This window comes from Paenibacillus sp. EKM206P (assembly GCF_011066155.1).
Classification (GTDB): domain Bacteria; phylum Bacillota; class Bacilli; order Paenibacillales; family Paenibacillaceae; genus Paenibacillus; species Paenibacillus polymyxa_D.
This window is the reverse complement of sequence record NZ_JAAMNQ010000006.1, coordinates 124,626-138,318: the sequence shown is the minus strand read 5'-3', so window position 1 is coordinate 138,318 and position 13,693 is coordinate 124,626. Positions and strand designations below refer to the sequence as shown.

Here is a 13,693-nt window from a genome sequence, read left to right as displayed (position 1 = left end):
CGTCCCACTAGGGGACGCCTTTTTTCTACTATAAAGTTGATTATGGACACTTATATTCCTGGCTTCTTATTATTGCCCCATCGCAATCCAAAGGACCAACCCTTCACATATCGGACCCGAGTGTATGCGTTCCACAGTAAGTACTGCCGAATGCCTCTGACGTTGTGTGACGGATACCATCACTCCCGGTATACTCGCATTGGCAGTGATTACATATTGTGTATCTATAAATGGCTTCTCAAATACAACGCTCACTTCGCCCCTATCTGCCCGTGCGGGTAGGTGAAAAGAAATGCTCCCATATTGTGGTGAAGCTATATGGTCGTCAGAAGCCTCGTCACTGGTCGCTGATCCATCGTGAATGGCATTCAAGTCTAATTCTTCTTTCTCCGTATCGAAGGCTAGATCGATATCTTGCTCAGGCAAGATCACACGCTGCTTTGGGCGGTGTCTTCCTTCCGCAATGTGAATACTGGTTATGGAACAATCCAGTAATGAATCTTGCTCTGCCTGATCTTCCGTCGTAATAGACGGTTTATCGTTATCCATCCTGCATTCCGTATCTGACTCAGGCACAGACAACAGCAGTACAGATGCTCGATTCATCTGCATCGCTTCCTCTAGCGTTTTGGGAAGCTTATGCTTCTTCCACGCCGCTTCCTCTACAGCTTGAACGGAGGTATCCTTCTCTACAGGGGCAGGAACCGTTGCCGTCCCGCGCTGGCTCGGTCTAGGACTGCCGGAAGTCGAAGCCGCTTTTTCCTTGTTAACACGGCGGGAGGGAACCGCATTGGAAGGGTTACGTCGCGCTGTTCTTTTATCCTTAGGGCTATGGTTCGTACGATGGTTCATGGTGACCGCTCCTTTGGCACAGGAGTGAACCAGCGGTCGCTCCGCTTCATTCACCCGGCTGGGTATCATGGCTAATGCCTATAAGATAACCTATGCGCGTAACAGCGCCTGCGTCACTCCGTTGCGCAGTCCGTTATGATTTGTGCCCAGCGTTGTGCTGAGTGCTGCCACAAAAATCGTCTCCGTACCTCGCCAAGTCCGGCTTCTCCCATCCGTCGTCGCAAGTCAGGTTGCTGGAGCAGCCTGATGATGGCATCGGCCATTTCCTGCTCACCGTGAGACGGATACACAAGCCAGCCTGTCTCGCCGTGTTGTACTACCTCTGGAATACCGCCGATTCGTGAAGCGACCACCGGCACTCCTGCTGCCATAGCTTCCAGATTGACCAGCCCGAAGGCCTCATCCTTCACTGAAGGAACAACAGTCACATCGGCTAGCTGATATAGCGAGGCCAATGCTGGATGCGGAACATAGTCTAGGAATTGCACATGCTTCCCCAACCTTAGTTTACGCACCTGCCGATGCAACGACGCCGTATACGGCGTGAGGCGGTCATGCCCGTAATAGGCACTACCTGCAATGAGCAGCAGTACGCCCGGGCAGGCGCGGACGACATGCCGCAGGGCCTTGAGCAGCCGGTGAACGCCCTTCCCTGGCATCAGTCTGCCCGCAAATAATACGATTTGGCGGCCTGACCAGCCGAAATCGTCCAATCGCGCCGACCTGGCCGCTTCTGCTGCTGGAGTCCACCGTGGCAGGAAATCGCCAGGATGGATACCCAGCTTGTTTACGACGATGCGTTTCCTGACTGCTTCGGAACAGTCAGAAGCTACGATTGCTCCCAAATACGCACTGTTCACAATAATGCGATCCATTGATGCCAGTAGCCTACCCATGTCCTTCCGTTCAAGGTGAGGCTCCCGGATGAACGTGGTCGAATGCAAAGTCAGCACAACTCGGCTATTGGGCAAAGCCTCGCGAATGGCATACGCAACTGCCGGGCGGTTGTGTACATCTACTACCGCTGGTGACCATCTCTTTAAATCGGCAATCACCTCAGAAATATAACCTGCTCCCCGCGTAAAACGCATACAGGGAATTCCGTCGACATCGCCATGATCCGATGCCTCTGCTCCCTTTATGCCATAGATCTGCGCCTGAAGCTCATGACTAGCCAGCGGTACCATGCGGGCAATTACCCGCTCCACAGAACTGCTGCGGGGCGAAGGTATAACAAAGGAGCCCGGTGTAACAACTGCTACCTTCGGCCTCTGCATCACCACACCTACTTTCTGACCTTATTCCAACACTCTGCAACACTCATCTTGTATCATATCGTCTGCCTCCCTGAAAGGTGCCTCGCTTCTAACTTTGGGCTTACCGCAAGGCTAGCGTCCATGCCTGGCCGATCTTTGATACATATGATGGACTACAATCACAGTATGATCAGTTGGAGTGCTACAAGGAGGGCGGACATACTCATGTTGCATGTCGGCGTCATGCTCAACCCGGCAACCTACCGGGGCATTCCCGCCATGAGGACGCGATATGAATCCATCGCCAATTACGAGGACGCCGGGTTAAGCTACGAGCTCATCCCCTGCTTTCTTCGTCTGGAGGATATTCATATAGCGACCGGAACATGCCGGGCTTTTGTTAAACACGGCAACGAGTATCGGCAAATGACTCTTCCGTTGCCGCCGGTCATCCACAATCGGACTCTCTATCGGCAAAATGAAAATGCTAGAGATATCAACAAGCTTGTACAAAAGGGATACTATATTTTTAATGAACAAAACCGTTTCCCCAAAGACCATATACATGCAATTCTGCAGGAAGACCCTCTGCTACGCATCCACCTCCCCAAAACCTTGCAAGGCAACCTTTCCTCCATCCATACCTTAATGGAGGAAACCGGAGATGTTGTCATTAAACCCAGTAGCGGTAGCGTGGGTAGAGGAATTATGCGTCTGCGGCATTCCCGCGGAGGCTGGACTTTGCAATGTGCACATCCTTCTATACCTGAGCGTTGGTCCACACTACGTTTGCATGTCGGAGAACTCCCGTTATTTCTACACAAACGACTGCTGCATGTGCCTCATATCGTACAGGAAACCATACCGCTTGCTTTGTACAACAATCGTCCGTTTGATATCCGTGTGACGGTTCAGCGCGGATATGGCGGTATCTGGGGTGTGACAGGCATGTTCGCTAAAATTGCTCCTTCCCACACCTTTGTCTCCAATGTGGCACAGGGGGGTACGGCCCGTTCCTTACTGGAGGTGTTATCACAAACAGAGACGGTTCAGACTTCGAACGCAGTCCGGCTGATGAATGAACTGGAGCGGCTCTCGTTACAAATCGTGCACCGACTGGCACAAACCCTTCCCCGTCTCGCCGATGTCGGTCTGGATCTGGGAATTACCCGTGAAGGCAAGATTGTTTTTATCGAATGCAACGGTCGTGACCAGCGCTATGGCTTCAGCCAGGCTGGCATGCACAATGTCTGGAAAGAAACATACACTCAGCCGATGGCTTACGCTCGTTGGCTTCTCGAACGGATGCCTTCGTCAGATACCGAACGTTCACCAGGCCGTCCACTGTATTGATTTACGTCACATTCTGTGTCAATATAGTTCAGAGCGGCCGGACAGGTTCCGGCCAAGACGGCTCGGAAATGAACAAGGGGGATCTGTAATGGCAAAACAGTGGCTGCGGCTCATGACGGAGCTATCATCGCGCAAGTGGGTGTGCCGGATTGTGGGCTCCTTCGCGCAAAGCGGTGCAAGCCGACTTTTTATCCCCACCTTTATACGTACGTACCAGATCCAGACGCATGAGGCTGAACAGGAATGGAAGGAATACCGTTCTCTGAACGCCTATTTTACACGCAAATTAAAAGCGGGCATGCGCCCGATTGATACGAACGCCGAGGTGATGACCAGTCCGGTGGATGCACGGATTACTTTCACTGGCCCAATTACGTCCGGCACTCTTTTGAATGTCAAAGGGCAGGACTATACGCTGGAAGAGCTTCTTAACCGCTCTCCGCGTCTTGAAAAATACACACACGGCTATGCTTTTGTACTCTATCTCAGCCCGACGGATTATCATCGCATTCATGCACCAGTATCCGGTACGCTGGTAGAAAAAGAGCATCTGCGCGGCAAGGTATACCCAGTGAATGACTTCGGCTTGCAGCATATGCGAGCAGTTCTTAGCCGCAATGAACGACAGATTACGTACATCGCCCACGAATACGGTGAGGTGGCGGTCGTTAAGGTTGGCGCAATGAATGTGAGTAGCATCAAATATACGGATGATAAAGCCGTCTCATGGACAAAAGGAGACGATCTCGCCTATTTCGAATTTGGGTCAACCGTCGTTTTGCTAACTGAGAACGGTACGTTTGAGCCAGACCCCGCATTGAAGCTGGGGGATGTGGTGAAAATGGGACAACGTCTGGGTTGCTTTCGACATGATCCCAAAGCATAAGTGAATATATCATAACAGGATTATAGCTACACATATGAGCATTGGGATCGAATGATATAAATTGCTCATATAAAAAAGGACCCGGCGTAATGGCTTGGGTCCTTTTTTTGGAATTTATCCTTTATATTTGTCATGCGTTACTCCCATTATGCCTAAATCCGAAACAGCTTGTCCACCGTCTATAACATTACCGGATCTCAGACGGACTTTTCCCCGTGTATTGCTTGAATTGGCGGCTGAAAAAAAAGATGTCACGATACCCCAAAGCCTCTGCCACCTCGGTCACATTCATTCCCGCATGCAGCAGTAGATGCTGTGCACGCTCAATCCGCATGCTGATAATATGAGATTGCGCGGAAACACCTAGCAGCTCCTTGAATTTAATCGAAAAATAACGCGGTGACAGCCCTGCCCGTGCAGCTAAATCCTCGACGCGATGAGGAAGTCCCGGATGCTGACGCACGTAGTTGGCCGTTTCCCGAATGACCTCGGTGAGCTGGTTACTGGCCTGTTGCTCCTGCGGCTCCTTACGGTCCGCACGCAGCAGATGAATCATCAGTTGTTTTAGAATCAGCTTGCCTTCCTCGTCAGCTCCGTAAGCACGCTCCAGGCGCAGTCGAACGTACCTGGCAAGCATATGCTCTACCTCGAACGTTTCCTCCAGCATACGGTAGCTTGCAGGGACTAGCTCTGGTTGTTCGATGAGATCAAAATGAATATAGGTAAGTATGAGCGGCTTTTGCGGGTTATGTGTGGCACGGGTATCATCCCCCGGCTTGAACAGGAAGCAACTCCCCTTGCTCACCGGATACGATGTTCCGTTTAAGACCACTGTTCCTTCTCCGCTCCATACATAGAATAAATCATAGTTTGGCATCGGCTTCTCGCGTACCTGCCATTTCCAGCCCGGCTCGCACACAATTTTGGCGAAGGCCGACAACAGGATAAACGATGACGCAGATGTATCCAGCAAAATCTGCACCTCCTCTTGTTAATCTTTGGTTGTCCTCTATCCCGTTAATTTATAATATAAGCTCAGCGCCTTCATTAAGCAAAAAAATGCGTTTTTATGCTCCCAGATGCTTTTGCGTGACGCTTACCGTGTGTGATGCTATAATATGTAATCAAAATGACTTGGAAGGATGAAACGGGAATGAATCCACTGGCAGCGCAGTTAAACCAAAACATTCAGACAGGCAACGAGCATGTATATCAAATGCTTTCTCTTTTAGGGAAAGAAATTTATTTCCCAAAAGAGGGGATTTTGAGTCAATCCGCAGAAGCCGGGAAGCTTGCTAAAAAGTACAACGCCACGATTGGTATTGCTACGGAAGGTAACGGTCCTATGCATTTGGAGGTCATTCAGGAGAAGCTGTCCGCTTACAATCCCAAGGATTTATACCCTTACGCACCCCCTGCGGGCAAACCTGAACTTCGTAGTGTATGGCGTGACAAAATGCTGAAGGAAAACCCTTCATTGGCTGGAAAAGGTTATGGCCTTCCCGTAGTTACGAACGCGCTGACCCATGGTTTGAGCATCGTTGCCGACCTGTTCACGGATGAAGGGGACGCTGTCATTTACCCAGACAAAAACTGGGAAAACTATGAGCTGACTTTCGGTATTCGCCGTCATGGACGTTTGGTGAATTTCCCGTTGTTCACAGAGGATCAACGTTTTAATAGTGAAGGATTACGCGAGGCGCTACTGGCACAGAAAGAATACGGCAAAGCAATCGTTGTGCTGAACTTCCCGAATAACCCGACGGGCTACACACCGGGAGTCGAAGAGGGTAAAGCGATTGTTGCTGCCATTCAGGAAGCCGCAGAAGCAGGCATCAATGTCGTAGTTGTGACGGATGACGCTTATTTTGGTCTGTTCTTCGAGGACTCCCTGCATGAATCACTATTCGGTCAGTTAGCTGGACTTCATCCGAGAATTCTACCCGTCAAAATTGACGGAGCTACCAAAGAAGAATTCGTTTGGGGCTTCCGTGTCGGATTTATTACCTTTGCTTCGGAACATCAGGATGTACTGAGCGCACTGGAACAAAAAACATTAGGGATTATTCGGGCAACGATTTCGAGCGGTCCTCACCCATCTCAAACCTTCGTCCTGGATGCCCTCAAATCACCCGATTTTGCACAACAGAAAAATGAAAAGTTCCAAATTATGAAGGGGCGGGCTAATAAAGTCAAAGCGTTGCTCGATAGTGGAAAATACGGAGATGTATGGAGCTACTATCCTTTCAATTCGGGTTATTTTATGTGCCTTAAGCTGAACGGCTTGTCCGCTGAACGACTGCGCACACATTTGCTGGAACAATATGGGGTAGGAACAATTGCGCTGGGTGAATATGATCTCCGAATCGCATTCTCATGTATCGAGGAAGAGTATCTGGAAGACCTGTATGACATTGTTTACCGTGGCGCACAAGATTTGTTGAACGCATAATATGTAACAGATTCAATATAGCATCATTAGCGGTATGCCGGATGTTGTGGCATACCGCTTTTTAATGGGCTGAACCATTGTAAGTCACACTTCGAAACAAACTATCCTTCAGCAGCGAGCATTGATTCTTGTGCGAGTGGCAGCAGGATGACTACCTCCGTTCCGACTCCGGGCTCACTCTCATAGTGTATACTTCCGTTCATGGCTTCAATGATTCGAAAGGAGACGACCGTTCCCAGTCCCGTTCCTACCTCTTTGGTTGAAAAAAACAAAGTACCCACTCGCTCCAGATGCTCCTGACTCATGCCTTTTCCTGTATCCCTAATATGCAGACATGCCTTCTCTTCCTGAATCGCCAGCTTTATGTATACCCTGCCTCCATCATCCGCAGCTTCGATCGCATTTTTCGTCACATGTATTAACGCCTGTAACAGCTGATTACGATCCATATGTACGTATATTTCATTCCTTAGCTCAGTATACAGTCTTACGCCTTGCTTGGTCGCCATCGGTTTCAAAAGCAAAACAATCTGTTGAACCATGCCAGACAGATCCATCAGCTCTGTGTTCCCAATCTGCGGTCTGGATAAGTTCAGATAGTCGCTAATAATTCTTTCAGCCCGATCGACCTCTGCTAGTGCCAAAGCAATATATCTGCGATTTTTCCCTTCTAGCCCTGACTGAACCATTTGCAAGAACCCTTTAATAACGGTCAATGGATTCCGTACTTCATGAGCCATAGAGGCAGCCAGTTCACCTAACGTATTCAGATGCTCAGCATATTTAATCTTTCTTCTCATTTCTTCCCGTTCCAAACTAAACTCCATCCAGAAAGAGGAGGCTCCAATGCTTAGGAATTGAATCATACCGAACCAGAGTATTGCCCGGATCAGCTCGATCTCATCCTTATCTAGCCTTCCATTGACCCAGGAATGTATTAACAGAAATATAAACATGGCAATACTGGTCCATATACTCATTAGCATATTCATGCCCACCCGAAGCAATATACTATTGAGCTGCATAAACTTTTTTCTCACCAAGAGAGGCCCCAAATAACACAACATCATGCTGGGAAAACTCACCACTATAGACTCAGGATCTATATACATACGAGCCATCACCATCAACGTTATATTCAGAAGCCCTGCCTTAGGACCAAAATATAAAACAGAAAGGATCAGAGGAACATATCGAAGATCCCAAAATAGTCCATACCAAATATACGAAAACATAAGGCAAAGCACAGAAGACACACCCAGCACCCCTCCCATAAGCAACGGGGTATGTTTCATATGCCGATGATCTGACAAAGCGCTATATACCAATAACGGTACAAACACAAGAAATATGTTCACGAGCAGCTTATCTATCAGCATCTCGTCTTTCCCACTTTCCAAGTGATAATGATTACGTACTTCTTCTATTCTCGACAATACGTGTCTTTTCCTCTCTCCTCCCCTACATCTGATGAAAAATATAAGGCGATTCAGCAACATACCTGAGCAATGGCCCACGCAATCTGAAAATCCACTTCATAAGATACGATGTATCCTTTATCACAATGACCGAGAGGAGAATGAGCATGGGAGCAGAAGAAACAAGAGGCGGTTACGGTGGTTACGGCGCATTCACAAGCACAGGAACAATTCTGGTACTGTTCATTTTATTAGTTATCATCAGCAAAACGATCTTTATATAAGCTGACGGATATCTGCACCCACGGCTATGATAGCAGTACAAAAAAAGGCTAATTCGCAAGCAGCAAGTGCTGCCTGCGAATTAGCCTTTACTTTATTCACATAGATACAAATCACACTTCTTCTTCATCCTGACCGTCCAAACGCCATTTTTTGGCTTGAGCGCCTCGTAGCAGGAACACTACTGCAACTCCCCCAAGCAACGTGAGCAGTGTAGACAGTAGATCTTCCGTTCCCTTTGCCAGAAAAGGAAGCCACAGAACCACAGCAGCCGGCAACGTCAACCGAACAACAAAGTCGAGAAAAGACGCACGACGACTATGCGCAGGAATCGGATACAACTGAAGCCATAACGAATCCTTGTGATACTGCCTTAGTGAAGTGACCTGTACACCAATGAGGAATATGAAAAATAAATATACTGCAATACCAATCCAACTAGCATGGGTGATATATATAATTAACAACCCCAGAATCCCGAGCCGAATGACAATACCTGCTGGCTCTGTGCGCAGGAACGTCTTAAACAGCAGATAACGATACGCTCCCCTTCTGTTCCAAGGTATGTTACCTCCCAACCAGGATAGCCAACGGCGCGGCGTCACTCTCTGCGTAAGGGCGGGCACATCGACAAACCAGCCCAAAGTGCGCATCACCCGAGCAGCCTGCATACCCTCTGTACGAATCAGCTTTTCCCAAGCCACTAGCAGCTTGACCGGAAAACGCAGAACAAGCACGTACACCACACCGACCAATATGATAAATGGTACGCTGTGTAGTGGAGGCTGCCATAGCCATGCGGCTACCATCAGCACAGCCAACACCCACCGAAGCAGACGATAGCCTATACTCCCGCCAATCGATACCATACGAAGCTCTTGCCAGCCGCCGTAGCTGAATAGCAGCTTTAATAGCACGAACAGTAGCAGGGTCAGTAGCAACGGCTTAGGCGCGGAATCACTGCGAATATACAGCGGCCACACTATAATAGACAGCAATAGCAAACCGAATATTTTATACACCACACCCCGAATCCGGCTGGCCTTAAAATAATAGTGCATTGCGTGCTCCTGTGGACGGAGAAAAACAATATCCGCTGCGTTTAAATACGTACGAAAGCTCGCATGAGCAATCGGAATAGCCACAATAAGCATGATCCAGCGGATGGGCAAATCCGGTGGAGTATGCATTAGTAGCGACGTGTACCATGCGGCAAAGGCAATCAGTGCAAAGCCGAACACCACCGCCAGACCGCTCTGAATGACATAGCCCAGATAAGGCAACACCTGTCCCCAGAACGCTACACGTCTTTCTTTATGCAGACGTTGCAAATCCATGCTCATTCCCTGCCCTGTACCAGCTCATAAAATGCATCTTCCAGCGGCATGCCCGGCTTACCCGCCTGTGCTGTCACTTCGTCCAGCGTACCCTGCGCAATGATGGCACCCTGATGAAGTACAATGAAACGATCGCAATAATTTTCAATCGTGGACAAAATATGAGAACTGAGTAGAATGGACGAACCCGAACGCTTCATCTCTAACATAAAGTCAAGCAGGGAACGAATACCAAGCGGGTCCAAACCCAAAAAAGGTTCATCTATGACATACAACGGCGGTCCCGCTAAAAATGCACACATAATCATCACTTTCTGGCGCATCCCTTTAGACAGGTGCATCGACATACTTCCACTTTTATCCCGCATACGGAACAAGTCCAGCATTTGATCACTGCGTGTGCGGAAATCTGCTTCGCTAACTCCGTACGCTCTGGCCGTGAATTCCATATGCTCCATCACCGTCATTTCAGGATACAGCTCTGGAGATTCAGGTACAAAAGCAATGGCTCCCTGATATTCCTCGGGATTTTCATCCTGCTTATGCCCCTGCACACGAATTTCTCCGGCCTGCGGTGTCATCAGGCCCAAAATATGCTTCATGGTCGTACTTTTCCCGGCCCCGTTCAGACCAATCAGTCCTACCATTTCGCCCGGTTTCACATCCAGCGAAATCTGATGCAACACCGGGCGCTTGGCGCTATATCCGCCGGTCAGTCCGTTAATTTGCAACACAGGCTGTTGTTCCATGGCTCCCCCTCTTCTCCCTTACTCGTTCGGTTTTGATCCTTTTTCCTTCAGCCATCTTGGTGCACCCTTGTTTTTGCGATCACGCTCGCGCTGTGCTTTTCCTGCTTTGGACAAGGCTGCACCTTTGCTCTTGCCTGGAGCTGAACCGTTCGCGGAATTCCTGCCAGGACGTCCGTTTTCGGCACGAACAGGTGCCTTTCGGTCCTCCGCCGATGCTCCGTTAGATAAGGATCTAGCCTCGGAGGGTCTTACAGGTGCACGCTTGGCATCCGCCGGACGCGGCACAACTACTCGACCTCCATGCAACGCACGCTCTGCGATGTCAATGCCCAGTTCACGGGAGAACTTACGCATGATGAACGTTTCACGGTCAGTGACAACCGATGCCACCAATCCTTTGCGTCCCATCCGTCCTGTCCGTCCTGCACGGTGAACATAAGCTTGACTATCCGTAGCCGGATCAAAATGAATAACCATTTCAAGGCCCTCAATATCCAGACCACGGGCTGCCACATCCGAAGCGACCAGCACTTTGAGCTTGTCCTCACGGAATCGGGCCAACACATTGCTACGCGTGACTTTATCCGCATCTCCATACAAGGATGCCGTAGTCAGCCCCATATGCTTGAGCTTGGCCTCAATCTCCCCGATGGCATTGGTTGTATTCACGAACACCAGCGCTTTTCTCGGATTAAAATGACGTACCAGACGGCGCAGCATATCCACCTTATCCCGTTCTTCAGATACAAAGTAATAGTGTTCCAGTCCACTGGCCGTCTTCTGGTCGGGATCAATCCCAATTTCTACGTATTCACGCATCTCCCGTTTCGCCAGCGACTGAATCTCGTCGTTCAGCGTTGCGGACAAGAATACCAATTGACGATCGCGTTGGGCGGTGCCCAATATATTGGTTACATCGCCTGCTCCGCCGAGCTGGAACATCTGATCCACCTCATCGATAACAATGGCTGTAATATTGTGCATTTTCAACTTTTTTGAAGCGATGAGTTCCCGTACACGTCCTGGTGTGCCCACGACAAGCTGTGGATGATCCTTGAGCTTTTCGATTTGACGTTTGATAGCCGCCCCACCAATCAGACCGAGTACACGGATTCCGCGATGCTCACCGTAGCGCTGACCCTCACGTACAATTTGCATGGCCAGTTCCTGGCTTGGAGCTAGTATCAGCTTTTGCGTAGCCTTTTTCTGCGGATCAATCGCTTGCAACAGCGGCAGCAAATAAGCCAGTGTCTTGCCTGTGCCAGTTTGTGAGCGCGCCAATACATGCTTTCCCTTCATTATTTCCGGTATAGCCTCTGCCTGAACTGGCGAAGGCTGTGTAATTTCATGCTCAGTCAGTTTGTCCAACAGATCTTGTTCAACGCCGAGCGATTCAAAATTCAATGTCATGAAAAGGTCCAACCCCTATACGTAAATTCGTTACTCTCCATTATATGCGAAAATAGCCCTGTTACCAAATCACAAAAATAAAAGATGTCCCTCACCATAGCTAATGGCTTACGGGACATCTTTTATTTCTTATTCATCACCCCATGACCCAGCCTGTCGGTCAGTCTGGGAGCTAACTGATACAGCTTGAGAAAAGGAGATACCCACCGTGGCAGATTAACCTCCTCCTTGCGAAGCTCCATCGCTCTTACGATATGCCGTGCTACCTTATCTGGTTGTAGCATAAACCAGCTTACATTTCGAACATATCCTCCTGAAGGATCTGCCAACTCAAAAAACGGTGTGTCGATCGGCCCCGGATTAATCGTCGTTACAGTCACTCCACTCCCGCGCAGCTCTTGCCGGAGCGCATTGCTGAAACCGAGCAAAGCATGCTTCGTCGCCGTGTAAGAAGACGATTTGGCTGTCCCGATTTTCCCGGCCATTGATGCTACATTGACAATCTGTCCAAGGCCCCGCTCTGTCATTTGTGGCAGAAACGCCTTGATGCAGCGAACAACACCCATGTAGTTCACGTCCATCATTTGTTCAAACTCCGTCAGGTCGGTTTCATTAAAATACTCAAACTTTCCGTAGCCTGCATTGTTAAGTAATATATCGACCCGTCCGTACTGTCCCAATACTCGTGCTGCAACAGCCTCTACCTGCTCCTGGCGGGTGACGTCCAGTTGGATAAGCTCATGTCTGCCGCTGATTCCCGCAGATACTTGCTTCAGTCGCTCCTGCGAGCGTGCTGTTAAAATAGGAATCGCGCCCTTTTCGCTTAACAACTGAGCGCAAAGGGCGCCAATCCCACTAGATGCACCTGTAATCACAACTATCTTGTCCTGTAGTATACTCACGCTCATCCCTCCACATTAAAGAAACTTGCTCCTTTAATATTAAGAGATCATCACCTGAATATCCAGCTCACCGATTCCTTCCACCGTGAGCGGAATATAAAGGGCACGCTGAGGCACAAAAGTGGTCAAGTTTTCTGATTTCATGACCTGCGGAGGCGTAATATCCACGACAATTCCCTGACTGGACAAAATCGTACTGGCATTACCACTAATCATATTGCCCAATTCTGAAATTGCGCTTTTTCCCATCTCATCAATTTCAGTCAACACAAATCCGCCCATCATCGCTGATACCATACGTAGCGCCACCTGTTCATTCAGGCCGAACACAATATTTCCGCTAAGCTGTCCGGTCATCCCGATCATAATCCAGATGTGGTCGTCCACCAGCTCGACATTTTTCACACCAAGATTTCCGGATGAAGGAGATACTTGGATCAATTGTTCAATGACCCGTCGCGCCGACTCCAAAAAAGGATTTATCACTTCTGCCTTCACGATCAAAGCGCCCCTTTACGATGGGCTTTTAGACACACAACAAAAGTCCCATTTAAATTAGAATTTTTTAATTAAATATTACTGTAAAACGAATCGATCCTCATTAAAATGCTCTCTATATCACTTATCGACAGCTACCCGGTAATTTTTTATAGCTAAACCACAAAAAATGTGAATAATGTCCTATATCTTTACTTCTTACCGGTTTTAGATTGATTATTTTTGAAGGATATCAGGACTTTAGTCTTTATTTCCCAATATACCACACTTTAAGGTGCTCTGCTTCGATTCATTGCCC

The 13,693-nt window shown here is 48.7% G+C and carries 13 protein-coding genes; 4 read left to right on the top strand and 9 right to left on the bottom strand.

Annotated elements, in window-relative coordinates:
* Nucleotides 1-69 precede the first annotated feature (69 nt).
* Together G9G53_RS14720 and G9G53_RS14715 are read right to left on the bottom strand one after the other, a co-directional pair.
* Nucleotides 70-852: a WIAG-tail domain gene (locus G9G53_RS14720; protein ID WP_165148570.1), complete on the bottom strand. Its 783-nt coding sequence runs from the start codon at nucleotides 850-852 to the stop codon at nucleotides 70-72.
* A 113-nt stretch (nucleotides 853-965) separates the two neighbouring features.
* The gene (locus tag G9G53_RS14715; protein ID WP_029518269.1) at nucleotides 966-2,129 is read right to left on the bottom strand and encodes a glycosyltransferase family 4 protein; all 1,164 of its coding nucleotides are present in this window, start codon (nucleotides 2,127-2,129) and stop codon (nucleotides 966-968) included.
* Between the two features lie 204 nt (nucleotides 2,130-2,333).
* On the opposite strand from G9G53_RS14715, the gene G9G53_RS14710 reads away from it, so the two are divergent.
* Nucleotides 2,334-3,461 carry a YheC/YheD family endospore coat-associated protein gene (locus G9G53_RS14710; RefSeq protein ID WP_029518268.1) on the top strand — a complete coding sequence of 376 codons (1,128 nt, stop codon included), beginning with the start codon at nucleotides 2,334-2,336 and terminating at the stop codon, nucleotides 3,459-3,461.
* Nucleotides 3,462-3,549: 88 nt separating this feature from the next.
* Nucleotides 3,550-4,347 carry an archaetidylserine decarboxylase gene (asd, locus tag G9G53_RS14705; protein ID WP_029518267.1) on the top strand — a complete coding sequence of 266 codons (798 nt, stop codon included), beginning with the start codon at nucleotides 3,550-3,552 and terminating at the stop codon, nucleotides 4,345-4,347.
* Nucleotides 4,348-4,534: 187 nt separating this feature from the next.
* On the opposite strand, the gene G9G53_RS14700 is transcribed toward asd, so the two are convergent.
* On the bottom strand, nucleotides 4,535-5,320 hold the full coding sequence (locus tag G9G53_RS14700) for a helix-turn-helix domain-containing protein (protein ID WP_069012637.1): 786 nt from the start codon (nucleotides 5,318-5,320) through the stop codon (nucleotides 4,535-4,537).
* A gap of 180 nt (nucleotides 5,321-5,500) precedes the next feature.
* Between G9G53_RS14700 and G9G53_RS14695 the strand changes: the two genes are divergently transcribed.
* Complete coding sequence (locus G9G53_RS14695; RefSeq protein WP_069012636.1) at nucleotides 5,501-6,799, top strand: aminotransferase class I/II-fold pyridoxal phosphate-dependent enzyme; 1,299 nt, start codon at nucleotides 5,501-5,503, stop codon at nucleotides 6,797-6,799.
* A gap of 101 nt (nucleotides 6,800-6,900) precedes the next feature.
* Here the strand turns inward: G9G53_RS14695 and G9G53_RS14690 are convergent, their stop codons facing one another.
* Nucleotides 6,901-8,178, bottom strand: coding sequence for a sensor histidine kinase (locus G9G53_RS14690; protein WP_029518264.1), 1,278 nt, complete (start codon nucleotides 8,176-8,178; stop codon nucleotides 6,901-6,903).
* A gap of 206 nt (nucleotides 8,179-8,384) precedes the next feature.
* Between G9G53_RS14690 and G9G53_RS26495 the strand changes: the two genes are divergently transcribed.
* A complete protein-coding gene (locus G9G53_RS26495) occupies nucleotides 8,385-8,501 on the top strand; it encodes a hypothetical protein (RefSeq protein WP_023990126.1) in 117 nt (38 codons plus the stop codon).
* Between the two features lie 111 nt (nucleotides 8,502-8,612).
* Here G9G53_RS26495 and G9G53_RS14685 read toward each other — a convergent pair whose 3' ends face one another.
* The 5 genes from G9G53_RS14685 to G9G53_RS14665 form a co-directional block, all read right to left on the bottom strand.
* The gene (locus G9G53_RS14685) at nucleotides 8,613-9,836 is read right to left on the bottom strand and encodes an ABC transporter permease (RefSeq protein WP_039272674.1); all 1,224 of its coding nucleotides are present in this window, start codon (nucleotides 9,834-9,836) and stop codon (nucleotides 8,613-8,615) included.
* Nucleotides 9,837-9,838: 2 nt separating this feature from the next.
* Nucleotides 9,839-10,585, bottom strand: a complete 747-nt coding sequence (locus tag G9G53_RS14680) for an ABC transporter ATP-binding protein (protein WP_013311782.1) — start codon at nucleotides 10,583-10,585, stop codon at nucleotides 9,839-9,841.
* Nucleotides 10,586-10,603: 18 nt separating this feature from the next.
* Nucleotides 10,604-11,995, bottom strand: a complete 1,392-nt coding sequence (locus G9G53_RS14675; RefSeq protein WP_029518262.1) for a DEAD/DEAH box helicase — start codon at nucleotides 11,993-11,995, stop codon at nucleotides 10,604-10,606.
* Nucleotides 11,996-12,117: 122 nt separating this feature from the next.
* The gene (locus tag G9G53_RS14670) at nucleotides 12,118-12,897 is read right to left on the bottom strand and encodes an SDR family NAD(P)-dependent oxidoreductase (RefSeq protein WP_029518261.1); all 780 of its coding nucleotides are present in this window, start codon (nucleotides 12,895-12,897) and stop codon (nucleotides 12,118-12,120) included.
* Nucleotides 12,898-12,936: 39 nt separating this feature from the next.
* A complete protein-coding gene (locus G9G53_RS14665) occupies nucleotides 12,937-13,395 on the bottom strand; it encodes a chemotaxis protein CheX (RefSeq protein ID WP_029518260.1) in 459 nt (152 codons plus the stop codon).
* Nucleotides 13,396-13,693 lie beyond the last annotated feature (298 nt).